Source organism: Streptomyces sp. NBC_01216, from assembly GCF_035994945.1.
GTDB lineage: Bacteria > Actinomycetota > Actinomycetes > Streptomycetales > Streptomycetaceae > Streptomyces.
In genome coordinates this window covers 3096778-3121669 of record NZ_CP108677.1, presented here as the reverse complement: position 1 = coordinate 3121669, position 24892 = coordinate 3096778, and the positions used below count along the sequence as shown (strand labels likewise).

The following is a 24892-nucleotide window of genomic DNA, read 5'->3' as shown; positions in this document are numbered from 1 at the left end:
TGTTGCGCGAGCATACAAATTCAGGCCGCGCCGAACGCCCCGGCACCCGGGGGAGGGGCCGCCCCCGCCCGTCGGAACCCCGTCCGCCCGGGTACGGGCGCGCGTTGCGAAAGCGATACCCAAGTGGTGTAGACCGCACGCCGTTTTCGGGAGACGATCGCACATCGATTCCGAGCAGAGGGTGGGGCAGTATCTGTGCAGCGGCGATTCCTTGGACTGACAGCGACCGTCGCCGCACTCGGGCTGAGTGCCGTGCTGTCCGGCTGCGGGCTCGCCGGCATCGGCGAGGACTCCGGCGACGTCACCCTCAAGCTGGTCGCCGCCGACTACGACCTCGTCGGTGGTGACTCCACCAAGAACTACTGGGCCGGCCTGGTGAAGGCGTACGAGGCCGAGCACCCCGGTGTGACGATCGACGTCCGGATCGAGTCCTGGAACGACATCGACCGCAAGGTCGCCGACATGGTGGCGGCCGGTGACGCGCCCGACATCGCCCAGATCGGCGCCTACGCCGACTACGCGGCGGCCGACGAGCTCTACTCCGCGGACGAGCTGCTCTCCATACCCGTCCAGGCGAACTTCCTCGCTCCGCTGACCGAGGCGGGGGAGATGAAGCGCACCCAGTACGGCCTGCCCTTCGTCGCCTCGACCCGGCTGATGTTCTTCAACGAGGACCTCTTCGACAAGGCCGGCATCAAGAAGCCGCCGACGAACTGGGCCGAACTGGCGGCCGACGCGGAGAAGCTGAAGGCCGACGGTGTGACCTACCCGTTCGCGCTGCCGCTCGGCCCGGAGGAGGCGCAGGCCGAGTCGATGATGTGGATGCTCAGCGGCGGCGCCGGCTACACGGACCTCACCGACCACTACCAGATCGACTCCGAACAGAACGTCCACACCTTCGAGTGGCTGAAGGAGAACCTGGTCGAGAAGGAGCTCACCGGTCCCATCGCCCCCGGCGAGCTCAACCGCAAGGAGGCGTTCGCCGCCTTCACCCGCGGTGAGGTCGGCATGCTCAACGGCCACCCCTCGCTGTTGCAGGAGGCGGAGAAGAAGGGCGTCAAGGTCGGCAAGGTCGCGCTGCCCGGCATCGAGGGCAAGCCCAAGTCGTCCATGGGCGTCGCCGACTGGATCATGGGCTTCAAGCAGAACGGCAACCGCAAGGCGATCGGCAGCTTCCTGAACTTCGTCTTCAGCGACAAGAACGTCCTGAAGTTCGCCGGCGACAACGATCTGCTGCCCGTCACCGTCAGCGCCTCCGGAACGATGCGCGAGGCGCCCGAGCACGAGAACCTGCGGGAGTTCCTCAAGGAGCTGCCGGACTCGCAGCTCCCGCCGGTCGGCAAGACGTCCTGGGCGAAGGTCAGCGACACCATCAAGAAGAACATCGGCAAGGCCGTCGAGCCGGGGAGCAGCACGTCGGACGTCCTCGGGAAGATCGCCCGGGAGGCGAAGACCCTGGAGAACGCCGAGTAGCACGCGGCCGTCCGGTCCGGTCCGGCCGGTGCCGGCGCCCCGACCGCCGGGTCCCGTCCGAAGCCGCCGCGGAACCCCTTCCGAGGGCGTGCGCGGGCCGGGCGGGTCGGCGAGCGCATAAATTGGCTCGTATGACGAACGATGACGGAGCCGGGCCCGGCGGCCTCGAAGAGCGCGAGCGCGCCGTCCTCGCCGTGGAGCGCCGCTCCTGGCCCGGCCCCGGAGCCAAGGAGCGGGCCGTCCGCGAGCAGCTCGGCCTCTCGCCGACCCGCTACTACCAGCTCCTCAACGCCCTGCTGGACGATCCGCGCGCCCTCGTCCACGACCCGGTGACCGTCAACCGCCTGCGCCGGGTCCGCGCCGAGCGGGAACAGCGGCGCTGAGAACCCGAGAGGCTCCCGGCGCGGGCCACGCTCCCGGAGCGCACACGGCTCCTGCCGACACCGTCGCGACGGCCCCGCTCCGTCGGTAGGGTCGTCACATGGTCAGCCTTCCGCACCCGACCACATCCGCCGGCCGCGACGGCCTGGCCGCGCTCCTCGCGCGGCCCGAGAAGGCGGTCGTCGCCCTCGACTTCGACGGGACGCTCGCCGAGATCGTCCCCGATCCCGAACAGGCCCGCGCCCACCCCGGCGCCGTCCCCGCCCTCGCCGCGCTGGCGCCGCGCCTCGCCTCGGTCGCCGTCGTGACCGGCAGACCGGCGGGGGTCGCGGTGCGCTACGGCGGCTTCGCCGGGGTCCCCGGCCTGGAGCACCTCGTCGTCCTCGGCCACTACGGCGCCGAACGCTGGGACGCCGTCACCGGCACGGTCGTCGCCTCCGCCCCGCATCCGGGTGTGGCCGCCGTGCGCGCCGAACTCCCCGGTTTCCTGGACGGCATCGGTGCCTGGCCGGGCACCTGGATCGAGGAGAAGGGCCGCGCGGTCGCCGTCCACACCCGCCGGTCCACCGACCCCCAGGCCGCCTTCGAGGCGCTCAAGGCCCCGCTCGCGGACCTCGCCGCTCGGCACGGCCTGGTCCTGGAGCCCGGCCGTATGGTCCTGGAACTGCGCCCGCCGGGCGTGGACAAGGGCGTGGCACTCGCGGAGTACGCACGGGAGGTGGGCGCCGGGTCCGTCCTGTACGCGGGGGACGACCTGGGCGACCTGCCGGCCTTCGCGGCGGTGGAGAAGCTGCGCGCGAACGGGACGCCCGGCCTGCTGGTGTGCAGCGGTTCGGCGGAGGTCCCGGAACTGTCGGACCGGGCCGACCTCTCGGTCCCGGGCCCGGCCGCGGTGGTGGGATTCCTGGCGGGCCTGGCGCGGGCGCTGCGCGGCGCGGGCTGAATCCGGGCGGCCCGCACCCGCCCGCGAGGGTGCCCCGGCCCCCGGGCCGGAGGTCCCGCCTGCCCGCCGGCACCCGACAGGTTCTAACCGCCCAGCGCCTCCAGCTGGGCCAGGAACCACTGCTGCGGCGGCAGCGCCGTGGCCGCCGCGGCCAGGCGCTTCGTGCGCTCGGCACGCTCCGGCCCGCTCATCGTCAGCGCCTCGTGCAGGGCGTCCGCCGTGCCCGTCACGTCGTACGGGTTGACCGTGATCGCGTCCTCGCCCAGCTCCTCGTGCGCGCCCGCCTCACGGGACAGCACCAGGGCGCAGCCCTCGTCGGAGACGACCGGGATCTCCTTCGCGACCAGGTTCATGCCGTCCCGGATCGGGTTGACCAGAGCCACGTCCGCCAGGCGGTAGGCCGCCAGCGAGCGGGCGAAGTCGTCCTTCACGTGCAGCACGACCGGGGTCCAGTCGTCCGTGCCGAACCGGGCGTTGATCGCCGCGGCGACCCGGCCGACCTCCTCCGTGTAGGCGCGGTAGACCGCCAGGTCCTGCCGGGACGGGTAGGCGAAGGCCACGTGCACCACCCGGCCGTGCCACTCGGGGTGCTCCTCCAGCAGGGCGCGATAGGCGTGCAGGCCCCGCACGATGTTCTTCGACAGCTCGGTGCGGTCCACCCGCAGGATCATCCGGCGCCCCGGTCCCACCTGTTCGCGCAGTGCGGCGAGGCGTTCCTCGACGTCCGGCCGCCGCGAGCGTTCCCGTAGGAAGTCCGCGTCGGCGCCGAGTCCGTACACCCCCAGCTCCGTGCCGCCGGTGCCGCCCGTCACCTCCGCGCAGCAGTCCGCGAAGGCGTCCGCCCAGCGCCGGGTGAGGAAGCCCAACCGGTCGGCACCGAGCATGCCGCGCAGCAGCCCGAGCGCCACGTCGTCCGGCAGGATCCGGAAGTACTCGGGCGGCGCCCACGGCGTGTGCGAGAAGTGCCCGATGCGCAGGTCGGGGCGGAGCGCGCGCAGCATCCCCGGCACCAGCGCCAGGTGGTAGTCCTGCACCAGGACGCGGGCGCCGTCGGCAGCCTCGGCCGCCAGCGCCTCGGCGAACGCCCGGTTGTACGTCTCGTACGAGGTCCACCGGCGCCGGAACCCGGCGTCGAAGACCGGCTCCAGCGGCGTCTCGTAGAGCATGTGGTTCACGAACCAGAGCACCGAGTTCGCGACGCCGTTGTACGCGTCGGCGTACACGGCCGGGTCGATGTCCAGCATCCGGACGCCGGGTTCGCCGATCCCGAGCCGGACCGCCTCACGGTCTCCGTCGCCGAGCGCCGCGCACACCCACAGACTGTCCTCGGAGGACACGGCGCTCAGGCCGGAGACCAGTCCGCCGCCTCCCCTGCGGGCGTCGAGCGAGCCGTCCTCACCCCGCACGTACGAGACCGGTCCGCGGTTGGAAGCCACCAGCACAGAAGCCATGTGGCCAACCTAGCCCGTCGCGGAAACGCTCAAACGTACGTATACAAGACAGGCGGGTTCGGCCACCTTCAGTGGTCGGCCCGGCCGCGCCAAGCGGCCCGCGCCACCACGGCCGTCGCCGCCAGGGCCAGCGCGAGGCCGCCGAGCAGCCACAGCCGCTCACCGCCCGCACCGGTCCGCGCCGGGGCACCGCCGGGTCCTTGTGCAGGTGCCGGCGCCGCGCTCCCTCCGGGGCCGGACGCCGAGGGGATCACCGCGGCGGCGGTGATCCCCTCGGCCGGCCGGGCGTGTGTCGTGCCGTGCCGGTCCGGCGGGGCCGCGTATCGGCCCGGTGCGGCGTCGGGCCGTGAGCCGGCGGGCGCCGCCCCGCTCGCCGCGTCGCCGGGGGCGGCCGCGAAGAGGAGCGCGCCCGCCGTCAGCCCGAGGGTGGCCGCCGTTCTGCCCAGATGAGAGGTGCGTCGCATGGAAGATCAATGTAGGCAAAACGGATCATAGGGGAGTGTTACGCCACGCGACGGTGCGCGTACTCCGCGATCTCGGCCATCGGAGGCCGCTCCTCGGTGTCCACCGCATACGTTCGGGGGACGAAGCCGCCCGGCCCGCCGCCCGCCTCCCCGCGCTCGAACTGCGTCAGCCGAGGTCGCACCAGGTTCCCGCGCGAGAGCCGCAGCTGTGCCGTCCGGTAGATCGCCGCCGCCATCCGGCCCAGTGCCCGCTCGTCCTGATGCCGGTGCTTGCGCACCCCCACGTCCACCTGCGCGAGGGCGTCCAGACCGGCCGAGTGCAGCGCGTCGACGAGCAGCCCCAGCTCCACCCCGTAGCCGACCGGGAAGGGCAGCCGTTCCAGCAGCGACCGCCGCACGGCGTACTCGCCGCCCAGCGGCTGGACGAAGCCGGCCAGTCGCGGCCAGTGCAGGTTCAGCAGCGGACGCGCCACCAGCTCGGTCACCCGGCCGCCCCCAGCCGGCGCGTCGCCGAGCGGGCGGTCGTACATCGCCTTCACGAAGTCGACCTCCGGATCGGTGAGCAGGGGCCCGACGATCCCGGAGACGAAGTCCGCCGAGAAGTCCCGCAGGTCCGCGTCGACGAAACAGACGACGTCCCCCTCGGTCACCATCAGTGAGCGCCACAGCACCTCGCCCTTGCCGGGCAGGGACGGAATCCGCGGCAGGATCGCGTCACGTGCCACCACCCTGGCCCCGGCCGCCGCCGCCACCCCGGCCGTACGGTCGGTGGAACCGGAGTCGACCACCACCAGCTCGTCCACGAGCGGGACGGCCTCCGACATCAGCTCCCGCCGGATCACGGAGACGATGTCCCCGACCGTCGCCTCCTCGTTCAGGGCCGGCAGCACGACGCTGACCCGCGTCCCGCGCTTCGCGGCCAGGAGCCGCTCGAGCGGACGGTCTGTCACGGACCAGGACCGCCGGGCCAGCCAGCGCTCCACTTCATCCAGCACGTCCGTTACTCCCCAGTCGGCGTCGGTGTGATCCATCTCGCGGTTCGGACGACTGTCTCGACCGTCCGTGCCTTCGGTTACAGTCTTGAACAACGCGGACACCCGGCGCACGCCGGGGTACCGGCGACACAACCGCACCACACAATCGAATACCGCTCATCCAGAGGGGCAGAGGGAAACGGCCCGTTGAAGCCCCGGCAACCCTCCAGCCGGTCTCGTCCGCAGTCGCCAGCACTGCGCCCGCGAGGCTCCCGGCTAGGGAAGGTGCCAAATCCGTCTCATGGCGACGTCCGCCATGAGAAAGATGAGGAGAAAGGGCCTCGCCTCCATGGCTGTACAGACTGCCTCCACCGCCTCCGCGGTCGACCTCGGTCCCGCGTCCGGACTCTCGTGCCGGGAATGCGGTGAACTCTTCCCCCTTGGCCCGATCTTCGCCTGTGAGCTGTGTTTCGGCCCGCTCGAAGTCGCGTACGACCTTCCCCTCGGGGACCCCGAGTCCCTGCGGAAGCGGATCGAGGCCGGCCCCGCCAACATCTGGCGCTACGCCCCCCTGCTGCCCGTCCCCGCCGACGTCGCCGAGAAGCCGAACCTGAATCCGGGCTGGACCAAGCTCGTCCAGGCCGACAACCTCGCCGCCGAGCTCGGGGTCGAGCCGGGCCGCCTCTTCGTCAAGGACGACTCGGGCAACCCGACGCACTCCTTCAAGGACCGCGTCGTCGCCCAGGCCCTCGAAGCCGCCCGCGCCTTCGGCTTCACCACCCTGTCCTGCTCCTCCACCGGCAACCTGGCCGGAGCCGTCGGTGCCGCCGCCGCCCGCGCCGGCTTCCGCTCGTGCGTGTTCATCCCGCACGACCTGGAGCAGGGCAAGGTCGTCATGGCCGCCGTGTACGGCGGCGAGCTCGTCGGCATCGAGGGCAACTACGACGACGTCAACCGCTTCTGCTCCGAACTCATCGGCGACCCGCTCGGCGAGGGCTGGGGCTTCGTCAACGTCAACCTGCGCCCGTACTACGGCGAGGGCTCCAAGACGCTCGCGTACGAGATCTGCGAGCAGCTCGGCTGGGTGATCCCGGACCAGCTGGTCGTCCCGATCGCCTCCGGCTCCCAGCTCACCAAGATCGACAAGGGCCTCCAGGAACTCGTCAAGCTCGGCCTCGTCGAGGACAAGCCGTACAAGATCTTCGGCGCCCAGGCCGCGGGCTGCTCCCCGGTGTCGGCCGCCTTCAAGGCCGGCCACGACGTCGTCCGCCCGCAGAAGCCGAACACGATCGCCAAGTCCCTGGCGATCGGCAACCCGGCCGACGGCCCGTACGTCCTGGACATCGCCCGCCGCACGGGCGGCGCGGTGGAGGACGTGGACGACGAGCAGGTCGTCGAGGCGATCAAGCTGCTCGCGCGGACCGAGGGCATCTTCGCCGAGACGGCCGGCGGCGTGACGGTCGGCGTCACCAAGAAGCTGATCGAGGCCGGCCTCATCGACCCGAACCTGACCACCGTGGTCCTCAACACCGGCGACGGCCTCAAGACGCTGGACGCGGTGGCCGAGACCTCGCAGGCGACCGCCACCATCCGCCCGAGCCTCGACGCGTTCCGCGACGCCGGCCTGGCCCACTGACCACCCCCGTTACGGAAGGCAGCACTCCCATGAGCGTCAAGGTCCGCATCCCCACCATCCTCCGTACCTACACGGGCGGTCAGGCCGAGGTCCCGGCGGAGGGCACCACCCTCTCCGAGGTCATCGCCGACCTGGAGAAGAACCACACGGGCATCGCGGCCCGTGTCCTGGACGACCAGGGCAAGCTGCGCCGTTTCGTGAACGTGTACGTCAACGACGACGACGTCCGCTTCGAGCAGGGACTGGAGACGGTGACGCCGGACGGCGCCGGCGTCTCCATCATCCCGGCGGTCGCCGGAGGCTGCTGACGCCCCGGGAGTTACCCGCAGTCACCTGAATTGCCCCTTCCGTCGAGAAACGGAAGGGGCAATTCTGCATGGTTGAGCACGATAGAGTTGGGGAAACCCCCTCCGCTGCTCATGCCGGGTGCATATGAGAATGCGCCTCGACCTGACAAGAAGCAGCCAAAGTGTTCGAGTCTTGTGTACCTTCTGCGCGTTTTGCCGGGCCCGACTTGCCCCGGGATTCAGCGGATCCTCCTTAATCCTCCTTTCTCGCGTGCCCAGAATTCTCGCCCGATTGCCCTGTTGCAGAGGGCAGTTGGGCAGATACATTCAGCCGCGGTCGACGCGTTCCGGCGCAGGGTCTGACCCGGGGCCGCGAGGTGTGGTCCCGCGCAAGGGCCAGTAATAGGGGAGTTAGGCATGGCTCAGGGCACCGTCAAGTGGTTCAACGCGGAGAAGGGCTACGGCTTCATCGCGGTCGACGGTGGTGCGGATGTATTCGTCCACTACAGCGCGATCCAGATGGACGGCTACCGCACCCTTGAAGAGGGTCAGCGAGTCGAGTTCGAGATCTCGCAGGGCCAGAAGGGTCCGCAGGCGGACATGGTCAAGCTCGCCGTCTGAGCGCGGCGCCATCGGCCACCACATACGCACTCACGCACGAGGGGTCCGCATCCGGTGAGGATGCGGACCCCTCGTGCGTTCCCCGGCGCCCCGGGCCGACCGTGCGCCGTCCCCACCCGCACGGGCACCCGCACCGCGCCCCCGCCGCGCCTCCGCCCGTCCTTCCCGGCGTGTCGCCGGCTCGTTCCGCCGGGTGCCGGGCCCGCCGTGCCGTCGCCGTCCGCGGTCGTGCCGCGGCGCCGCGGCACCGTCGTGCGCCCTGGTCGCACCGGCCGCGTCGAGCCGTCCGGCACCCCGGACAGGGGCCGCGCGCCCGCCCCGCCGGGCCCCGGCCCCCGGCCGACGTCCTTCGGAACGGTCTTGCACTCTCCGGGGTCGAGTGCTAATCATTGGCGTTAGCACTCTGAAGGTGAGAGTGCTGACGAGGATCGGGCAGACGAGGCCCGCGGCCAGGTGGGGCAAGGAACCATCGGGTACGCAGGCCGTCCGTCGCGGGCGTCGGCGCGGTCCTGGAGCGTTATCCACCCCATGTCCGGGAGGACCACTTCACATGGCCAAGATCATCGCGTTCGACGAGGAGGCCCGGCGCGGTCTCGAGCGCGGCATGAACCAGCTCGCTGACGCCGTCAAGGTCACCCTCGGCCCGAAGGGTCGCAACGTCGTCCTCGAGAAGAAGTGGGGCGCCCCCACGATCACCAACGATGGCGTGTCCATCGCCAAGGAGATCGAGCTCGAGGACCCGTACGAGAAGATCGGCGCCGAGCTGGTCAAGGAAGTCGCCAAGAAGACGGACGACGTCGCCGGCGACGGTACGACCACCGCGACCGTTCTCGCCCAGGCGCTCGTCCGCGAGGGCCTGCGCAACGTCGCCGCCGGCGCCAACCCGATGGCCCTCAAGCGCGGCATCGAGAAGGCCGTCGAGGCCGTCTCCGCCGCCCTGCTCGAGCAGGCGAAGGATGTCGAGACCAAGGAGCAGATCGCTTCCACGGCCTCCATCTCCGCCGCCGACACCCAGATCGGCGAGCTCATCGCCGAGGCCATGGACAAGGTCGGCAAGGAAGGCGTCATCACCGTCGAGGAGTCCCAGACCTTCGGTCTGGAGCTCGAGCTCACCGAGGGTATGCGCTTCGACAAGGGCTACATCTCGGCGTACTTCGCCACCGACATGGAGCGTATGGAGGCGTCCCTGGACGACCCGTACATCCTGATCGTCAACTCCAAGATCTCCTCCGTGAAGGACCTGCTCCCGCTCCTGGAGAAGGTCATGCAGTCGGGCAAGCCGCTGCTGATCATCGCCGAGGACGTCGAGGGCGAGGCCCTGTCGACGCTGGTCGTCAACAAGATCCGCGGCACCTTCAAGTCCGTCGCGGTCAAGGCGCCCGGCTTCGGCGACCGCCGCAAGGCCATGCTGAACGACATCGCCATCCTCACGGGCGGCACGGTCATCTCCGAGGAGGTCGGTCTCAAGCTCGAGAACGCCGGCCTGGACCTGCTGGGCCGCGCCCGCAAGGTCGTCATCACCAAGGACGAGACCACGATCGTCGACGGCTCCGGCGAGAGCGACCAGGTCGCCGGTCGCGTCAACCAGATCCGTGCCGAGATCGAGAACTCCGACTCGGACTACGACCGCGAGAAGCTCCAGGAGCGCCTCGCGAAGCTGGCCGGCGGCGTGGCCGTCATCAAGGCCGGTGCCGCGACCGAGGTCGAGCTCAAGGAGCGCAAGCACCGCATCGAGGACGCCGTGCGCAACGCCAAGGCGGCCGTCGAGGAGGGCATCGTCGCCGGTGGTGGCGTGGCCCTGCTGCAGGCATCCTCGGTCTTCGAGAAGCTCGAGGGTGACCTCACGGGCGACGAGGCCACGGGCGCCGCGATCGTGAAGCTGGCCCTCGAGGCCCCGCTGAAGCAGATCGCGATCAACGCCGGTCTCGAGGGTGGCGTCGTGGCGGAGAAGGTCCGCAACCTGCCCGTCGGCCACGGCCTCAACGCCGCGACCAACGAGTACGTCGACCTCATCGCCGAGGGCATCATCGACCCGGCGAAGGTCACGCGCTCCGCGCTCCAGAACGCCGCGTCGATCGCCGCGCTGTTCCTGACCACCGAGGCCGTCATCGCCGACAAGCCGGAGAAGGCCGCCGCGGCCGCTCCGGGCGGCATGCCGGGCGGTGACATGGACTTCTGATCCTCACCGGATCGGACGTTCTCGCATCACGCGAACGAGGGCGGTACTCCCAGCCGGGGGTGCCGCCCTCGGGCGTACCCGCGGCGGAACGAGGCGGGGCCGGGAAGCGGCGAACGGGGGACGCGTACGTGTCCTCGTCAAGGCGTCGCGGTCCCGGCCGGTGAGCGGGGGGATTCGGGCACCCGGGGCGGAGCGGCCATCGCGTTCCGGGCCGCCGCCGCGTGGTCGCGGACCCGGGCGGCGGGGAGTGGCACGGTGCGTGCGGCGGGCGGCTGTTCGCCCCGGCACGGGCCGCAGTCACCGTCACGGAGCGATTCGGCGTACCCGGGGGTGCCGCAGGTGGCGCATTCCAGGAGGCGGAGCGGCGGGCGCTCGCGACGCACGGGCTCGGGCGGAAGCTTGTCGGTGAGGCGCCTGCGGGCGAGCGCGGCCGGGTGGTGGACGGAGACCGGCAGCCCCCGGGTGAGGGCGCGCGTCACGTCGTCCTCGGTGGCGTCGCGGGCGAACCAGGCGTCGACCAGGGGCGCGAGGGCCCGGCACTCGGTGTGGGAGAGGGACATCGCCGCGTCGGTCCGGCCGAGGGCGGCCAGCAGGACGTAGGCACGGGAACGGGTGGGTTTCCGCTCCGGCACGTCGCCGCGCTGGAAGGCGGACCACCAGGAGTCGTCCCGCGCGGTCCGGGACCACCACGTCCGGGTGATCCAGAGGCCGTCGAGGCACTCGCGTCCACGGCGCAGATGGCCGGCCCGGGTAATGCGGGTGAGGGCGGTGCGCAAGGCGCACTGGCCGTAAGGGAGATGCCTGGCCGGCGTCTTCACCGAGATGTCGCTGCCGTCCGGCAGCCGGTCGATATACGCGGCGACGGCGGCCTCACGCGGCGCGAGGTGCGCGAAGTCCGCCGTGGAGCGGGGGGTTTGGTACGGCGCGGTGCGCTTGCCGTAGCCGGGGTTGGCGAAGGGGTGCGGGGCGGCACTAAACTCGGCGTCAGCCATAAGATCGCTCTTCTCGATCTCGTTGGTGAGGCCCTCGCAGGTGTTCCCGCACCGACGGGGGCCGTTTGCGTGTCTTGTCGCTCCCGAAAGGTAGAGGCATATGACAGTCCGTGGCGATTCGGTCGCGGAAGGTCAACTCTCGGGGTGGGTGGGTTGTATCCCAGGCCCGTACCCCTTCCGCGGAAAGAGGGCTCGGAGCGCGAGGCTTGAGCTTCGGGCCGCGGGCGCGGAGGCGACGGCGCGGATGACCGGCTTTCGGGGCGGGGCGGGGCGGGGCCGAATCAGGTGGCCGGGGCCGGAGACAGCGCGCGCTCCCGGGTGCTCGCCCGGACGAGGAGCACACCGTAGCCGGTCAGCGAGAGCAGGCGCAGGGCCTCCCACCAGTCGGGGAGGGCGCCCGGACTGTTGGAGTTGATCAGGTTGCTCACCGCGTGCAGCAGGGCCAGGGGCCAGATCGACACGGTGTGCTGCCGCAGCGCCGCCAGCAGGAAACCGAAGACGGAGGCGTGCAGCACCTGGAAGGCGATGTACTCCGGACTCCGTCCGAAGACGAGCCCGGACAGCACGTGCCCCAGCCCGAAGAGCAGACCGATCCAGAGGGCCGTGCGCCACGGTGACAGCGCCCGCAGGAATTCCTGCATCACGCCGCGCGCGTACAATTCCTCGCTGATCCCGACCGAGACCATCAGCAGCGCGCTCGCCGCCAGCGCCTCCGCCGACCCCGTGACACCGCGCGTCGCCTCCAGTCCGACCACGACGAACGGCGGCACCAGCAGCCACGGGCGGCGCGGCCACACCGTCGCCAGCCAGGGCGCCCGCCACCAGCGGAACCGGGCCACCACGGCCAACGGGACCACGCAGGCGGCGAGATTGACCACCACGGGACCGGCGAATCCGATCGACGGCAGGGTGAACGCGACGGCGAACAGCACCAGATGCCAACCGGCGCTCACCCCGACGGCTGCCAGGAGGGGCTGTCGTACAGGCTGTTCGATCGACGAGGTCACGCACGGCAGTGTGCCATCCGAACGGCCGTGCGTCAGCAGGGGTCTTCGGTGGCGGAGGGGCGGAGGGGCGGAGGGGCGGAGGAGCGTGCGGACGGTGCGGCTCGCGTCCGGGTGTCGGGCGTCGCGACGGGCGGCCGACAGGTCCTCAGGCGGGCGTCGGCACCCGTTCGCCGCTCTCGGAGGTCACCGTGGGCGGCTCGGTGTCCACGTCGAACTCCTCCAGGAGGGCGCTGCCGAAACCCCAGAAGTAGGTGGCCACGAAACCGGCCAGGTACCCGACGAGGAGCCCGCCCGTGTAGATCGCGAGCGTCTCGCCGAAGCCCTTGTTGCCGTCGAGGAGAGGGAAGAGGGCCCAGCCCGAAGGGCCGATGGCCGTGGAACCGACCTTGTCGCCCAGCATGCTGAACAGGCCGACGAAGCCGCCGCCGAACGCGCCGCCGACGCAGGCCGTGACGAAGGGGCGGCCGAGGGGGAGCGAGACGCCGTAGATGAGCGGTTCGCCCACGCCCAGGAATCCGGCGGGAAGGGCCGACCGGATGGTTCGGCGGATCGAACCGTTGCGCGGCAGCCGCAGATAGACGGCCATCGCGGCACCGACCTGGCCCGCCCCCGCCATCGCCAGGACGGGGAGCAGCACGGTGTAGCCCTGCTGCTCGATCAGTGTGGCGTGGATGGGGATCAGGGCCTGGTGCAGGCCGAGCATCACCAGCGGCAGGAACAGGCCGCCGAGGACGAAGCCCGCGCCCGCGCCCGCGTGCGTGAGCAGCCAGTCGGCGAAGTCGCCGATGGCCGCCGAGACCGCGCCGGCCACGAACATCAGTCCGAAGACCGTCACCAGCCCGGAGACCAGGACGGTGAGGGTCGGCGTCACCAGGACGTCGAGGGCCTCGGGAACCCGGCGCCGGCACGCCTTCTCGACGTACACCGCGAGCAGCGCGGCGCCCAGCGCGCCGAGCACGCCGCCCTGCCCGGGGGAGAGCGTCCGGCCGAAGGCGTCGATCTTCGCGACGCCGGGGAAGACGATGATCGCCGCTACCGCGCCGCCCAGGATCGGTGTTCCGCCGAACTCCCCGGCGGTGAGGTAGCCGACGAAGACCGCGATCAGCGCCATGAAACCGCTCGCCACGGCCGCCAGCGCGGGGGTGACCGACGGCAGCAGGCCCAGGTTCACCAGCAGACCGTTGAGGCCGGCGATGACGCCGCAGCCGATGAGGGCGGGGATCAGGGGCACGAAGACGTTCGCGATCCTGCGGAGGAAGAGCTTGACGGGGGTGGCGTTCCGCCGCCGCCGGGCCGCCCGCAGCGCCGCGCCCCGCGCCGCGAGGTCCCCGGTGCCGGGCAGGCCCGCCGGACCCCGCCCCGCTTCCCGCCCCGGGCTGTCCTTCGCTTCCCGCTCCGGGCCGTCCGCCGGTCCTTCCACGGCGGGTGACCCGGACGCGCCGGCGGCCACGAGCGCCTCGAACTCCGGAGCCACCCGGGCGACCGTGCCCGGACCGAGCACGATCTGGCAGGTGTCGTCCTCCACCACGCCCCACACGGACGGCAGGGCTTTCAGGGCCTCGTGCCGGACGAGCGAGCGGTCCCGCAGCCCGAGCCGGAGCCGGGTCATGCAGTGGGCCACGGAGCCGATGTTCCGCGCGCCGCCGACGAGAGGGAGGATCGCGGCGGCGATGGCGCGGTTCTTGTCGTCTGTGCTCATGGTGCGGATGCCTCGCTGTGCGGGGGGTGGGGGGCGACTCAGGAGGTGTCGTCGGCGTTCAGAGCCGCACGCAGATGCCCCCCGGAGTCCGTCAGACGCCGGCCGGCGGCCCTGGCGTCGATGTCGGCGAGGATCATCAGGATCGCGGTCTTCACCTCGCCGTCCGCGGCGGCCAGCGCGCCCTCGATCCGCCCGTCCGGCGCGCCGGTGGCCAGGGAGACGATCCGCCGTGAGCGGGCCTGGAGCTTCTCGTTGGAGGCCCGGACGTCGACCATCAGGTTTCCGTAGGTCTTGCCCAGCCGGATCATCGTGATCGTCGAGATCATGTTGAGGACGAGCTTCTGGGCCGTTCCGGCCTTCAGTCGGGTCGATCCGGTGAGGAGCTCCGGACCGGTGACGATCTCGATGCCGTGTTCGGCGGCGTCGGCGAGCTCGCTGCCCTCGTTGCAGGAGAGGCCGATCGTGAGGGCCCCCGTCCGGCGGGCGTGCTCCACGGCGCCGACGGCGTACGGGGTGCGGCCGGAGGCGGAGACGCCCACCACCGTGTCGAGCCCGGTCAGGCCGAGAGCGGTGAGGTCCGTGGCGGCGAGTTCCCGGGAGTCCTCCGCGCCCTCGACCGCCCGCACCATGGCCGGCGGGCCGCCCGCGATCAGGCCGACGACCTGCGCGGGGTCGGTGTTGAAGGTGGGCGGGCACTCGCTCGCGTCGAGGACCCCGAGCCGGCCCGCGGTGCCGGCGCCGGCGTAGACGAGCCGCCCGCCGCGCGCCATCCGGGCTGCGGTGGCGTCGATCGCGGCGGCGATCTGCGGCAGCCGGGCGCCGACCGCGACGGGCACGGCGCTGTCCTCGCCGTTCATCAGGGCGGCGATCTCGGCGGTGGGCAGCCGGTCTATCTCGGCCAGCTCGGGGCGGAACGCCTCGGTGGTGAGCGCGGCCAGCTGCGCCTGGAGGGCGGAGTACGTGGAAGTCATCGTGGTGCGGCTCTCTCGGTGCTTCGACGTCGCCGTCGACGTCGTCGGCGTGTTCAGCGGTTGCGCGGGGCGTGTCGGTGGGCCAGGGCTTCGTACGAGGCGGCGAGGGCGGGAGCCGCCGTCTCGTACGTCCGCTGGGTGACGCAGGTGAACAGGCAGTCCACCACCAGGAGCTGACTGGTGCGGGACGACATGGCCGCGGGGCGTAGTTCGCTCTCACGGGCGGTGGAGGTGGTGAGGACGTGGTCGGCGTACTGCGTGACCGGCCCGGCCGGGCGCCCGGTGATCGCGACCGTGGTCGCGCCGTGCTCGAAGGCGACCCGGAGCGGTTCTATGACGTCGCCGGTCGAGCCGGAGTGCGTGATGGCGATGGCGACGTCGCCGGAGCGCAGCTGCACGGCGTTGGTGACGGCCAGGTGCGGATCGCTGTGGGCGTGGGCGATCAGACCGATGCGCAGCAGCTTCTGGCCGAGGTCCTGGGCGACCAGGCCGGAGGCGCCGACGCCGTAGATGTCGACGCGGCGGGCCGCGGCGAGGACGGTCACGGCGGCGCCGAGCTGGACGGTGTCGAGTGCGGCGGCGGTGTCCGCGAGGGTCTGCTGCTCGTCGTGGGCGAGCTTCGCGACCACGTCGGCCACCGGGTCGTCGACGGCGATGTCGGCGGTGACGGACGGGGCCCGGCCGGACTGCTGCTGGGCGGCGAGACCCGCCAGCGCCAGGCGCAGGTCACGGTAGCCCGGGTAGCCGAGGAGGCGGGCCGTGCGGACGACCGTCGCCTCGCTGGTACCGGTGAGTTCGGCCAGACCGGTGACCGTGAGGGCCGCGCAGCCGGCCGGGTCCCCGGCGACGGCCTCGGCGACGCGCTGCATGGAACGGGTCATGGACGGCGCGAGGGTGCGCACCTTTGCCGCGAGGGCGGCGGGCGCCGGCGCGGCTCCGCCGCCGACGGCTGAGCCGCGACTGATGTCCACCCCGGTGAAAGTTTCCTTCACGTCATTGGTCACAAATGAAAGGTATTTTCGGTCGCGGGGGGCGTCAAGACCGCCGGTCACCGGCCCGGGCGCGGCCTTCGCCCGTGGCGCTCACGGGGTGACAATGAATCCATGGACGACATCGACCCCCTGGAGCAGGCGCTCCATGCCGCCCGCGCCCTGGTACTGGCCGATCTGGCGGCCCGCGAGGTGGCCGCGGCGGAGGTGGTCTCGATGGTGGAGGACTCCGTCGCGCACCGCCGGTGGTGGGTCGAGCAGTGGCCCGAGGGCATCGCGTACGTGGCCGGTCTGATCGCCCAGGACGTCCAGGACGCGCTGCTGGAGAACCACGGACGCTGGCCGCTGTGCCCGGTCTGCTCCACGGGCGACCCGCACGCCCTGGACGTCGAGCCGGAACTGGGCCCGGACCCGCACTGGGTGTGCGGCAAGGCGGGCGTGGTCGTCGCCCCGGTCGGCGGTCTGAGGTGACGGGCGCGCTCGGCGCGCCCGCGGGGAGCACGGCCCCCGGCCCGGCGGCGGATACCGAGCGGACGGCGGCCTGAGGTGGCGCTCTACATCGACCCGCCGACCTGGCCCGGCCACGGACGGATGTGGTCGCACCTGGTCAGCGACGTGTCACACGACGAACTCCACGCCTTCGCCGCCTCGATCGGGGCCCCGCCCCGGGCCTTCGAGCGCGACCACTACGACATCCCGTCCGAGCGGTACGCGGACGCGGTGGCCGCGGGCGCGATCGAGATCGGTTCCAAGGAACTCGTCCGCCGGATCACCGAAGCGGGCCTGCGCCGGCCGAAGGGCCGGCCGGCGCCTGGAGCGATCCTCCCGCGTTACGACGTGTAGTAGCCGGAGACGTCGGCGAGGAGGTCGACGGTGCCGTTGTGGTTGTAGAAGCTGATCTTTCCGTTGATGACGGGGACGATGACGAGGTTGGGGATGGTCTGGCCGGTGGTGACGTTGAGGTTGGAGGCGCCGGCGCGGGTGGTGCCGTTGGGGTAGGCGCTGATGTAGCTGCTGGTGGTGGGGTTGGTGGCGGTGACGTTGAGGACGACGGCGGTGACGCCGGTGGTGGGGATGCCGGCGGTGCCGGTGACCTGGAGGGTGGCGGTGCCTCGGGGGCCGATCTTGGCCTTGGGGACGCCGAGTCCGGTGCGGGTGTCCATCAGTCGGGTGGGGGTGAGGGGCTTGAAGGTGGAGCCGGTGGTGTCGGTCGTGTAGTAGCCGGAGACGTCGGCGAGGAGGTCGACGGTGCCGTTGTGGTTGTAGAAGCTGATCTTTCCGTTGATGACGGGGACGATGACGAGGTTGGGGATGGTCTGGCCGGTGGTGACGTTGAGGTTGGAGGCGCCGGCGCGGGTGGTGCCGTTGGGGTAGGCGCTGATGTAGCTGCTGGTGGTGGGGTTGGTGGCGGTGACGTTGAGGACGACGGCGGTGACGCCGGTGGTGGGGATGCCGGCGGTGCCGGTGACCTGGAGGGTGGCGGTGCCTCGGGGGCCGATCTTGGCCTTGGGGACGCCGAGTCCGGTGCGGGTGTCCATCAGTCGGGTGGGGGTGAGGGGCTTGAAGGTGGAGCCGGAGACCGCGGGCGGGGTCACGGTCAGCGAGCCACGCGCGTAAGAACTGCCGTACATGAGGACGGAGACGTCCCAGCCGCCCGGCGCCGCACCCCGCAGATCGACCGTCGCCTTCAGCGTGCGGGCGTCGCCGGCGACCCAGGTGGTGGTGCCCGTCAGCCGCGTGGCACCGTTCGAGAGTCGGACCGTCGTGTGCTTGCTGAGCGCCGTTCCGGTCACGGTCAGCGTCGCGACCGTGCCGCTCTGCGCGGTGGCCGGGGTCACCGTGCCGACGGAATGGTCCTCCGGACCGCACGGCGCGTTGTCGCAGACGAGTTCGGCGCGGTACGCCGTCCGGTCGGCACCGTCGGGCAGCGAGAGGAAGAAGACGCTCTGGTCGAGGGCCTGGCAGCGATCACCTGAACAGAGGTTCCGCCCCGTGCTGTTGTAGATCGCCGGCTTCGGCGTGACCGTCCCGCCGTCCGTCGACGTGATGGACTGGAGGAAGCGGTCACCGGCGATGGTCGGCAGGACCGCGCACATGCCGGTCCGCTCCTCGGAAAGGGTGCCGGTCACCGGACCGTACCCGTACGCGACCGAGCCGGCCCGGGTGCATTCGGGCGCGGGACCGGCCGCGGTGGCCACGCGCCAGGCGTCCAGGCGGTAGCCGTCCGGCAGCGTCCAGTCCTGCGGCACCTGGGTGACGACCTGGTAGCTCGTGGACCCCTCGGTCAGGCACTCGGACGCCTGCAGATAGCAGGCGATCTCTCCGCCGGCCTTCGTCACCAGGATGTGGGTGGAGTTCCTCGCGTCCCGCGCGTCGAGGAGCAGACGGTCCGACTCGGCGTCGGTGGTGATCCGGTGGCAGCGCAGGGTGCCGTTCGCACCGGAGGCGCCGGCGACGGCCGGGGCACCGACGGCGGTCGCCGCGGTCGCGGCGCAGCCCTCGGCCGACGAGGTCACGTCGTGGTGCTCCACGGTGTGCGTGGCCGCCTGGTCCTGTCCCTCGACCAGGACGGTGTACGTCCCTCCTGGGGTGAGGGAGCAACTGACGAGGATGTCCGTGCGCAGCTGCTGTCCGGGAGTGGGATGGGTGGTGCAGGAAGGACCGTCGCCCGCGGTGTCGACCAGCGAGACCGCGTAGTCCGGGAACTCCTCGATGTCGTCCGGGAAGGCGTAGCGGAAGCGGAAGAGCTCGGCGGCGGCATGGGCGTCGCCCGGGATCGTCAGACAGTGGGAGAAGACGCCGTCCCCGGTCTCCATCGCCACGGCGGCGGCGTCACCGGAGAAGGAGCCGGCGGGCAGGACCGGGCAGGCGTCGGTCCGCGGGCTGTCCGTACGGATCAGGTGGAGGCCGAACGGGCCGGTGGCGTCGGAGTCGACGGCACGGACGAGGGCGCGGAACGGCGCGGTGCCGGTCAGGGCGCAGGACCCGGCGGCGAGCGCGCTCTGGTCGCACCGCGCGGTACCGGTCGCGTCGACGACGTCGACGGTGACCTCGGTCCCGGCGCCGCCGCGCGAGGTGAGCCCGGCGATGCGCGCACCCTCCGGGCTGGACAGCTCCAGGCAGACGGTCTGCCCGGCGGCGGTGAACTCGCCGGTGTGACGGCCCATGGCGGCGGGCACACAGTCCGCGGTCACCGCCGCCGGGTGCACGGCCGGTACGGCGACCGCGGTGCCGGCCGGGAAGAGCAGCGTGGCGAGGCCGGTCAGCGGCACGCCGAGCGCGAACGCCACGGACCGGAAGGCGTGTCTCGCCCGTCTGGTCGGATTCGGACGAGAGGAAGAAGAAGACATGGAACCCCCTGTGTGTGGTGCGACGAAGATCGTCGCACCACGTGCGGGGACTCATGGCTTCGGGGGCGGCTTCCCGAACGGGCCCTGGCCCGGCGGAGGCCGGGGCGGTGAAGAAGCTGGACACGCCGAGCGGGAAGGTCAGCGTGACCGTGGCCACCGGTCCGGTAGCGAAGACGGCCAGCCCCACCAGGAAGACGGTCGACGCCGTGATGCCGCTGAGCGGCACCCCGAAGAGGTGCGCGTCGGCGATCCGGCCGCCGAGGTACGTACCGGTCAGCGCGCCGACGCCGAAGAGGGCCAGGACACCGGAGACCCAGCCCGCGTCGAGGCCGGAGACGTCGGTGAGGAGCGGGGCGAGGTAGGAGAAGGCGCAGAACGCGCCCCCCGCGGCGAGCGCGGTCACGAGGACCGACAGCAGCACCTGGCGGTCGCGGTAGATGACCCGTTCGCGGCGGAGGACGGGGCGGGTCCCGGGTGCCGGAATGTGCGGGACACGGGTGACGACACCGACGAGCGCGATGGCGACGGCGGCACCGACCGCCCAGAAGCCGGCGCAGGCGAGCGCGCTCACCACGCGGGAGGCGAAGAGGACCGTGTGGTTCGGCGCGAGCGCGCCGGCCACCTGGCCGAGACGGAAGACGCCGATCAGGGTGACGAGGGTCGTGTTGCGGGGCAGCCGGGGAAACCGTCCAGCGGCTCGGCCGTCCTCAGGGCCCCGTGGTGAGATCCCTCAGCTCGCGCTCCATGTTGCCGCGCGCCGCGGACTCCCAGGCCGCCGCCCCGTACGGGGTGCGGAACAGGCGGGGGAGCGCCAGGAGATGACGCAGGACCGCCGCGCGGCCTTCGCGGAAGGCGTCCGCCGGGACGAAGGCGTACTCCTCGCGGACCGCCGCCGTGTACCTCGCGTAGGTCTCGGGGTCGCTCGCCAGGATCGCCAGGTCCGCGTCGCACAGGGTCTCGCCGTTGAGGTCGCCCTCCGCCGGGTCGTGGATGGCCGTCAGGCGGACCAGCCGGGCCACCTCGGCCACCTCGTGCACCGTCAGGCCGGCCTCCGTCAGGGCCTTTTCGGCCAGTGCGGCCGAGCGTTCCTCGTTCTCCGAGCGGTCCGGCCGGTAGACCGCGTCGTGGAACCAGGCGGCCAGCCGGACGAGCTCCAGCTCCCCTCCCTCTCCACCGAGATCGGCCAGTTCGTCGATCCGGTTCAGGACCGCCCGCAGGTGGTCCACCGTGTGGTAGCGGCGTTGCGGCTCGGACCAGCGGGCCAGCAGGTTCCGGCCGTACGGCGCGGGGTCCGGCCCCGTACGGCCCGCGCGCGCCGCGCGCAGGGTCGAGGTCCAGCGCTGGAGCAGCTCGTGGTCGTGCGCGTGCTGTTCTTCGGCGGTCATGGAGACATTCTGCCGCTCCGCCGGGTGAGAGCGCGGCCTCCCGGGCGCGTTGTCCCCGTGTCCACGGAACGGTCCCGGGTGCGGGACGCGGCGTTCCGCGAAGGCACCGCCGCCGCCGCGTGTACGCGCCCGGCGGCGGCCTGCGCGCGTGCGAAAAGCCGTTGCCGGGAAGGGGTCCGAGGCGCCACTCTTCCGGCCATGACCTCCCCTGCCGTGCCGGGCCCCTTGGACGACCTGTTCACCGCCGACGGACGCCTGAAGGGCATCCCGCGCAAGCCCGCCCGCCGCGAACAACTCCTCGCGCATCTCGCCGCGTCGCTCTTCGAGCCCGCCCGCTCCCTCACCGAGCGGGAGGTCAACGAGGCCCTGCGCACCGTCCACCCGGACTTCCCGGCCCTCCGCCGCCATCTGGTGGTCGGCGGCCACCTCTCCCGCACGAAGGACGGCTCGGCCTACCGCCGACAGCAGCGGCCCGGCTCCCCCGAAGGCGCGGCCCTCTCCGTCGCGTGACCGCCGTGTTCGTGGCGGGCCTGGTCGCCGGCTACGGCATCGCGATCCCGATCGGGGCGGTCGGCGTCTACCTGGTGGCCGTCACCGCCCGCACGGGCTGGCGTACCGGCGCGGGCGCTGCGCTCGGCATCGCCACGGCCGACGGGCTCTACGCCCTGATCGCGGTCCTGGGCGGTGCGGCGCTCGTCCCGCTCCTGACCCCCGTCATGGCTCCACTGCGGTGGGCGTCGGCGGCGCTGCTGGTGTTCCTGGCGGCACGCGGCGCCCTGACGGCACTGCGCACCCACCGGGCGCGCGAGAGCGCCACGAGCGACGGCGGCGGGAAGCCGCTCACACCGTCGCGCGCCTACCTGACCTTCCTCGGTCTCACGGTCCTGAACCCGATGACGGTGATCTATTTCGCGGCCCTGGTCCTGGCCACCGGCCCTTCGGCGCCGCCGACGACGACGGCCCGCGCCGCGTTCGTGCTGGCCGCGACGCTCGCCTCCGCCAGCTGGCAGCTCTTCCTGGCCACGGGCGGGGCACTGCTGGGGCGGGGGCCGGCCGGTCCGCGCGGGCGCCTGGCGACGGCCCTGCTGTCGAGCGCACTGATCACCGGCCTGGCGATCACGCTGGTGGTCTAGGTGGGGCGCGTCGCGAAGCCCGGGTCGTCGGCGCGGCCCCAAGGTGCGGGGGTGCGGGGGTGCGGGGGCGCGGGCGGCGTCGCTCAGCGGGCGCCGTGCCTGCGGGCGCTCAGCAGTGTCATGCCGGTGAGCGCCGCGACCGCGCCGACCGCCATGAAGCCCCGCTGGGAACGGTAGGACAGGACGGACCACCGCGACTGCGCCGACAGCAGCGAGCCGGTGCTCAGCCAGGACCCGGTGGACAGGAGCGAGAGAGCCGACCCGATCGAGCCGAACGAGAGCGCGCTGCCGACCGACCCGACGGACAGGACGGACCCGACGGAGCCGATCGAGAGCGTGGAGCCCACCGAGCCGATCGAGAGGATCGAGCCCACGGACCCGATCGAGAGCACGGACTCCCACGGCCACTGAGGCAGGGGGAAGGAGGACCGCTGCGGCGTCTGGGGCACGGTGGGCGTCTGGGGCGGGGTCATGGGGTGATCGTAGGCAGAAGGCGGCCCGGCGCGTGGGTACTTGCGGCGTACCCCACCGACATGGCGCCGGCCCGCCCGCGCCCCGACAGGCTTGCGCCCGGCCGGTTCGTTCCCGGCCGGGCGTTCCTCCGGGTTCCGTGTCACGCGTCGGCGGCCCGGAAGCCGCGCAGGCGCAGGCTGTTGCCGACCACGAAGACCGAGGAGAACGCCATGGCGGCGCCCGCGATCATCGGGTTGAGCAGTCCGGCCGCGGCGAGCGGCAGGGCGGCCACGTTGTAGGCGAAGGCCCAGAAGAGGTTGGTGCGGATGGTACCGAGGGTCCTGCGGGAGAGCCTGATGGCGTCGGCCGCGGCGCGCAGGTCTCCCCGTACGAGCGTCAGGTCGCCGGCCTCGATGGCCGCGTCGGTCCCGGTGCCCATCGCCAGGCCCAGGTCCGCCTGGGCGAGCGCGGCGGCGTCGTTCACCCCGTCACCGACCATGGCGACCGAACGGCCCTCCGCCTGGAGCCGCTTGACGACGTCGACCTTGTCCTGCGGCATGACCCCGGCGATGACCTCGTCGATCCCGACCTCGGCTGCCACGGACATGGCGACCGCCTCGTTGTCGCCGGTCAGGAGGATCGGGGTGAGGCCGAGCGCGCGCAGTCGGGCGATGGCCTCGGCGCTGGTCTCCTTGACGGCGTCCGCGACCTCCAGGACGGCGCGCGCCTCGCCGTCCCAGGCCACCGCGATGGCGGTCCGGCCCGCCCGCTCGGCCTCGGCCTTGGCGGACCTGAGTTCCGCGGGCAGCTCCACCGCCCACTCGTCGAGCAGCTTCTCGCGGCCGACGAGGACGGCGTGGCCCTCGACGACACCCTGGACGCCGAGGCCGGGGACGTTGGCGAAGTCCTCGGGCGTGGGCAGGGTGCCGGTCCGCTCGGCGGCGCCGGCCGCGACCGCGCGGGCGACCGGATGCTCCGAGGCGTGCTCCAGCGCGCCGGCGAGCCTCAGGACCTCGCTCTCGTCGGTGTCCGCGGTGGTGTGGACCGCGAGCAGGGTCATCCGGCCGGTGGTGACGGTGCCGGTCTTGTCCAGGACGATGGTGTCGACCGCGCGGGTGGACTCCAGGACCTCGGGTCCCTTGATGAGGATGCCGAGCTGGGCTCCGCGGCCGGTGCCGACCATGAGGGCGGTCGGGGTGGCGAGTCCCAGCGCGCAGGGGCAGGCGATGATCAGTACGGCCACGGCCGCGGTGAACGCCGCGGTCGGACCGGAACCCGTGCCGAGCCAGAAGCCGAGGGTGGCGAGCGCGAGCGCGATGACCACCGGGACGAAGACGGCGGAGATCCGGTCGGCGAGCCGCTGGGCCGCGGCCTTGCCGTTCTGGGCGTCCTCGACCAGCTTCGCCATCCGGGCGAGCTGGGTGTCGGAGCCGACGCGGGTGGCCCGCACGACGAGCCGGCCGCCGGCGTTCAGGGTGGCGCCGGTCACCGAGTCGCCGACGGACACCTCGACCGGTACGGACTCGCCGGTGAGCATCGAGGTGTCCACCGCGGAGGAGCCCTCCACGACGACGCCGTCGGTGGCGATCTTCTCGCCGGGCCGGACCAGGAAGCGGGTGCCGGCCAGGAGTTCGGAGGTCGGCACGGTGATCTCCTGACCCCCGCGCAGGAGGGTGACCTCCTTGGCACCGAGTCGCATCAGGGCTCTGAGGGCGGCCCCGGCCTTGCGCTTGGAGCGGGCCTCGAAGTACCGGCCCGCCAGGATGAAGGCGGTGACGCCGGCCGCGGCCTCCAGGTAGATGTTCCCGGCGCCGTCGGTGCGGGCGATGGTGAAGGCGAAGGGGTGGGTCATCCCGGGTGTTCCGGCGGTGCCGAAGAACAGCGCCCACAGCGACCACAGGAACGCGGCGGTCGTACCGACCGAGATGAGCGTGTCCATGGTGGCCGCCCCGTGGCGGGCGTTGGTCCAGGCGGCCCGGTGGAAGGGCCAGGCGGCGTAGACGACGACGGGCGCGGCGAGCGTGAGGCTCAGCCACTGCCAGTACTCGATCTGGAGCGCCGGGATCATCGCCATCGCGACGACCGGGACGGCGAGGGTCACGGCGGTGACCAGCCGCTGTCTGAGGGGGCGCAGTTCCTCCTCGGCCCGCTCCTCGCCGGAGGGGCCGTCGCCGCCGGACTCCTCACCCCGGGGGCGCTCCGGCCGTGGCGCGGTGGCGGTGTAGCCGGTGGCCTCCACGGTGGCGACGAGGTCGGCGGTGGTGACGTCCGCGCCGAAGGTGATCCACGCCTTCTCCGTGGCGTAGTTGACGGTGGCCTCGACCCCGTCCATGCGGTTGAGCTTCTTCTCGACGCGGGCCGCGCACGAGGCGCAGGTCATGCCGCCGATGGCGAGTTCGACCCGGGTGGCGCCGGACGTGGTCGTGGTCATGAGGGGCCTTTCTCCTCTGGGTTCGGTTCTCTTCCGGCGGGTGTCACCCGGTCGTCAGGGATACGAGGCACGT

Annotated in this window: 23 protein-coding genes, 1 pseudogene and 1 riboswitch; of the genes and pseudogenes, 11 read left to right on the top strand and 13 right to left on the bottom strand. The window is 72.3% G+C overall.

The annotated features are described in order from the left end of the window. Positions 1-195 precede the first annotated feature (195 nt). The 3 genes from OG393_RS13495 to otsB all read left to right on the top strand — a co-directional run bounded on the left by OG393_RS13495 (position 196) and on the right by otsB (position 2797). The gene (locus OG393_RS13495; RefSeq protein WP_327374906.1) at positions 196-1473 is read left to right on the top strand and encodes an ABC transporter substrate-binding protein; all 1278 of its coding nucleotides are present in this window, start codon (positions 196-198) and stop codon (positions 1471-1473) included. A gap of 131 nt (positions 1474-1604) precedes the next feature. Continuing rightward, positions 1605-1856 carry a DUF3263 domain-containing protein gene (locus OG393_RS13490; RefSeq protein WP_327374905.1) on the top strand — a complete coding sequence of 84 codons (252 nt, stop codon included), beginning with the start codon at positions 1605-1607 and terminating at the stop codon, positions 1854-1856. A gap of 98 nt (positions 1857-1954) precedes the next feature. Beyond that, on the top strand, positions 1955-2797 hold the full coding sequence (otsB, locus tag OG393_RS13485; RefSeq protein WP_327374904.1) for a trehalose-phosphatase: 843 nt from the start codon (positions 1955-1957) through the stop codon (positions 2795-2797). An 83-nt stretch (positions 2798-2880) separates the two neighbouring features. Here otsB and OG393_RS13480 read toward each other — a convergent pair whose 3' ends face one another. The 3 genes from OG393_RS13480 to OG393_RS13470 all read right to left on the bottom strand — a co-directional run bounded on the left by OG393_RS13480 (position 2881) and on the right by OG393_RS13470 (position 5707). Beyond that, positions 2881-4248: an alpha,alpha-trehalose-phosphate synthase (UDP-forming) gene (locus OG393_RS13480; RefSeq protein ID WP_327374903.1), complete on the bottom strand. Its 1368-nt coding sequence runs from the start codon at positions 4246-4248 to the stop codon at positions 2881-2883. A gap of 68 nt (positions 4249-4316) precedes the next feature. Next, positions 4317-4712 carry a hypothetical protein gene (locus tag OG393_RS13475; protein ID WP_327374902.1) on the bottom strand — a complete coding sequence of 132 codons (396 nt, stop codon included), beginning with the start codon at positions 4710-4712 and terminating at the stop codon, positions 4317-4319. A 38-nt stretch (positions 4713-4750) separates the two neighbouring features. Further along, positions 4751-5707, bottom strand: a complete 957-nt coding sequence (locus OG393_RS13470; RefSeq protein WP_327374901.1) for a glucosyl-3-phosphoglycerate synthase — start codon at positions 5705-5707, stop codon at positions 4751-4753. 153 nt (positions 5708-5860) lie between these two features. Then, positions 5861-6018, top strand: a riboswitch (SAM riboswitch). On the opposite strand from OG393_RS13470, the gene thrC reads away from it, so the two are divergent. The 4 genes from thrC to groL all read left to right on the top strand — a co-directional run bounded on the left by thrC (position 6012) and on the right by groL (position 10409). Then, positions 6012-7322 carry a threonine synthase gene (thrC, locus tag OG393_RS13465; protein ID WP_327378417.1) on the top strand — a complete coding sequence of 437 codons (1311 nt, stop codon included), beginning with the start codon at positions 6012-6014 and terminating at the stop codon, positions 7320-7322. Its footprint overlaps the riboswitch before it by 7 nt. A 29-nt stretch (positions 7323-7351) precedes the next feature. Next, complete coding sequence (locus OG393_RS13460; protein ID WP_327374900.1) at positions 7352-7630, top strand: MoaD/ThiS family protein; 279 nt, start codon at positions 7352-7354, stop codon at positions 7628-7630. Between the two features lie 396 nt (positions 7631-8026). Beyond that, positions 8027-8230, top strand: coding sequence for a cold-shock protein (locus tag OG393_RS13455; protein ID WP_005315736.1), 204 nt, complete (start codon positions 8027-8029; stop codon positions 8228-8230). Positions 8231-8780: 550 nt separating this feature from the next. After that, positions 8781-10409 carry a chaperonin GroEL gene (groL, locus tag OG393_RS13450; protein ID WP_327374899.1) on the top strand — a complete coding sequence of 543 codons (1629 nt, stop codon included), beginning with the start codon at positions 8781-8783 and terminating at the stop codon, positions 10407-10409. 137 nt (positions 10410-10546) lie between these two features. On the opposite strand, the gene OG393_RS13445 is transcribed toward groL, so the two are convergent. The 5 genes from OG393_RS13445 to OG393_RS13425 form a co-directional block, all read right to left on the bottom strand. Then, positions 10547-11401 (bottom strand): hypothetical protein, encoded by an 855-nt coding sequence (locus OG393_RS13445; RefSeq protein ID WP_327374898.1) that lies wholly within the window; start codon positions 11399-11401, stop codon positions 10547-10549. 281 nt (positions 11402-11682) lie between these two features. Next, complete coding sequence (locus OG393_RS13440) at positions 11683-12408, bottom strand: CPBP family intramembrane glutamic endopeptidase (RefSeq protein ID WP_327374897.1); 726 nt, start codon at positions 12406-12408, stop codon at positions 11683-11685. Between the two features lie 145 nt (positions 12409-12553). Then, positions 12554-14107, bottom strand: a complete 1554-nt coding sequence (locus tag OG393_RS13435) for a PTS transporter subunit EIIC (protein WP_327374896.1) — start codon at positions 14105-14107, stop codon at positions 12554-12556. A gap of 38 nt (positions 14108-14145) precedes the next feature. Further along, on the bottom strand, positions 14146-15078 hold the full coding sequence (gene murQ / locus OG393_RS13430; protein WP_327374895.1) for an N-acetylmuramic acid 6-phosphate etherase: 933 nt from the start codon (positions 15076-15078) through the stop codon (positions 14146-14148). Positions 15079-15131: 53 nt separating this feature from the next. Then, entirely contained in the window at positions 15132-16082 is a 951-nt protein-coding gene (locus OG393_RS13425) for a MurR/RpiR family transcriptional regulator (RefSeq protein ID WP_442817303.1), read from the bottom strand. Between the two features lie 99 nt (positions 16083-16181). On the opposite strand from OG393_RS13425, the gene OG393_RS13420 reads away from it, so the two are divergent. Together OG393_RS13420 and OG393_RS13415 are read left to right on the top strand one after the other, a co-directional pair. Continuing rightward, positions 16182-16538: a hypothetical protein gene (locus OG393_RS13420; protein WP_327374894.1), complete on the top strand. Its 357-nt coding sequence runs from the start codon at positions 16182-16184 to the stop codon at positions 16536-16538. Between the two features lie 75 nt (positions 16539-16613). Further along, positions 16614-16910, top strand: a complete 297-nt coding sequence (locus OG393_RS13415; protein WP_327374893.1) for a DUF4031 domain-containing protein — start codon at positions 16614-16616, stop codon at positions 16908-16910. Here the strand turns inward: OG393_RS13415 and OG393_RS13410 are convergent. From OG393_RS13410 to OG393_RS13400, 3 genes and pseudogenes are all read right to left on the bottom strand, one after another. Next, entirely contained in the window at positions 16898-19357 is a 2460-nt protein-coding gene (locus tag OG393_RS13410; protein WP_327374892.1) for a hypothetical protein, read from the bottom strand. The genes OG393_RS13415 and OG393_RS13410 overlap by 13 nt on opposite strands. Before the next feature lie 157 nt (positions 19358-19514). After that, a pseudogene (locus OG393_RS13405) lies at positions 19515-20096 on the bottom strand (Cmx/CmrA family chloramphenicol efflux MFS transporter); the annotation flags it as partial. Positions 20097-20124: 28 nt separating this feature from the next. Continuing rightward, complete coding sequence (locus tag OG393_RS13400; protein WP_327374891.1) at positions 20125-20802, bottom strand: HD domain-containing protein; 678 nt, start codon at positions 20800-20802, stop codon at positions 20125-20127. A 198-nt stretch (positions 20803-21000) separates the two neighbouring features. Here OG393_RS13400 and OG393_RS13395 point away from each other — a divergent pair, with 198 nt between their 5' ends. Both OG393_RS13395 and OG393_RS13390 read left to right on the top strand, forming a co-directional pair. Next, entirely contained in the window at positions 21001-21312 is a 312-nt protein-coding gene (locus tag OG393_RS13395; protein ID WP_327374890.1) for a DUF2087 domain-containing protein, read from the top strand. After that, entirely contained in the window at positions 21309-21935 is a 627-nt protein-coding gene (locus tag OG393_RS13390; protein ID WP_327374889.1) for a LysE/ArgO family amino acid transporter, read from the top strand. Before OG393_RS13395 ends, OG393_RS13390 begins: the two co-directional genes overlap by 4 nt. Before the next feature lie 83 nt (positions 21936-22018). Here the strand turns inward: OG393_RS13390 and OG393_RS13385 are convergent, their stop codons facing one another. Together OG393_RS13385 and OG393_RS13380 are read right to left on the bottom strand one after the other, a co-directional pair. Next, a complete protein-coding gene (locus tag OG393_RS13385) occupies positions 22019-22408 on the bottom strand; it encodes a hypothetical protein (protein ID WP_327374888.1) in 390 nt (129 codons plus the stop codon). A gap of 140 nt (positions 22409-22548) precedes the next feature. Further along, on the bottom strand, positions 22549-24819 hold the full coding sequence (locus OG393_RS13380) for a heavy metal translocating P-type ATPase (protein WP_327374887.1): 2271 nt from the start codon (positions 24817-24819) through the stop codon (positions 22549-22551). Between the last annotated feature and the right edge of the window lie 73 nt (positions 24820-24892).

What these genes read in the sequence shown, in the direction of transcription:
- OG393_RS13435 (WP_327374896.1), bottom strand. Translation starts at nt 14,107, where the DNA reads ATGAGCACAGACGACAAGAACCGCGCCATCGCCGCCGCGATCCTCCCT.
- OG393_RS13480 (WP_327374903.1), bottom strand. Translation starts at nt 4,248, where the DNA reads ATGGCTTCTGTGCTGGTGGCTTCCAACCGCGGACCGGTCTCGTACGTG.
- OG393_RS13445 (WP_327374898.1), bottom strand. Translation starts at nt 11,401, where the DNA reads ATGGCTGACGCCGAGTTTAGTGCCGCCCCGCACCCCTTCGCCAACCCC.
- OG393_RS13380 (WP_327374887.1), bottom strand. Translation starts at nt 24,819, where the DNA reads ATGACCACGACCACGTCCGGCGCCACCCGGGTCGAACTCGCCATCGGC.
- thrC (WP_327378417.1), top strand. Translation starts at nt 6,012, where the DNA reads ATGAGGAGAAAGGGCCTCGCCTCCATGGCTGTACAGACTGCCTCCACC.
- OG393_RS13455 (WP_005315736.1), top strand. Translation starts at nt 8,027, where the DNA reads ATGGCTCAGGGCACCGTCAAGTGGTTCAACGCGGAGAAGGGCTACGGC.
- groL (WP_327374899.1), top strand. Translation starts at nt 8,781, where the DNA reads ATGGCCAAGATCATCGCGTTCGACGAGGAGGCCCGGCGCGGTCTCGAG.
- OG393_RS13490 (WP_327374905.1), top strand. Translation starts at nt 1,605, where the DNA reads ATGACGAACGATGACGGAGCCGGGCCCGGCGGCCTCGAAGAGCGCGAG.
- OG393_RS13475 (WP_327374902.1), bottom strand. Translation starts at nt 4,712, where the DNA reads ATGCGACGCACCTCTCATCTGGGCAGAACGGCGGCCACCCTCGGGCTG.
- OG393_RS13400 (WP_327374891.1), bottom strand. Translation starts at nt 20,802, where the DNA reads ATGACCGCCGAAGAACAGCACGCGCACGACCACGAGCTGCTCCAGCGC.
- OG393_RS13460 (WP_327374900.1), top strand. Translation starts at nt 7,352, where the DNA reads ATGAGCGTCAAGGTCCGCATCCCCACCATCCTCCGTACCTACACGGGC.
- OG393_RS13385 (WP_327374888.1), bottom strand. Translation starts at nt 22,408, where the DNA reads ATGACCCCGCCCCAGACGCCCACCGTGCCCCAGACGCCGCAGCGGTCC.
- OG393_RS13395 (WP_327374890.1), top strand. Translation starts at nt 21,001, where the DNA reads ATGACCTCCCCTGCCGTGCCGGGCCCCTTGGACGACCTGTTCACCGCC.
- otsB (WP_327374904.1), top strand. Translation starts at nt 1,955, where the DNA reads ATGGTCAGCCTTCCGCACCCGACCACATCCGCCGGCCGCGACGGCCTG.
- murQ (WP_327374895.1), bottom strand. Translation starts at nt 15,078, where the DNA reads ATGACTTCCACGTACTCCGCCCTCCAGGCGCAGCTGGCCGCGCTCACC.
- OG393_RS13420 (WP_327374894.1), top strand. Translation starts at nt 16,182, where the DNA reads ATGGACGACATCGACCCCCTGGAGCAGGCGCTCCATGCCGCCCGCGCC.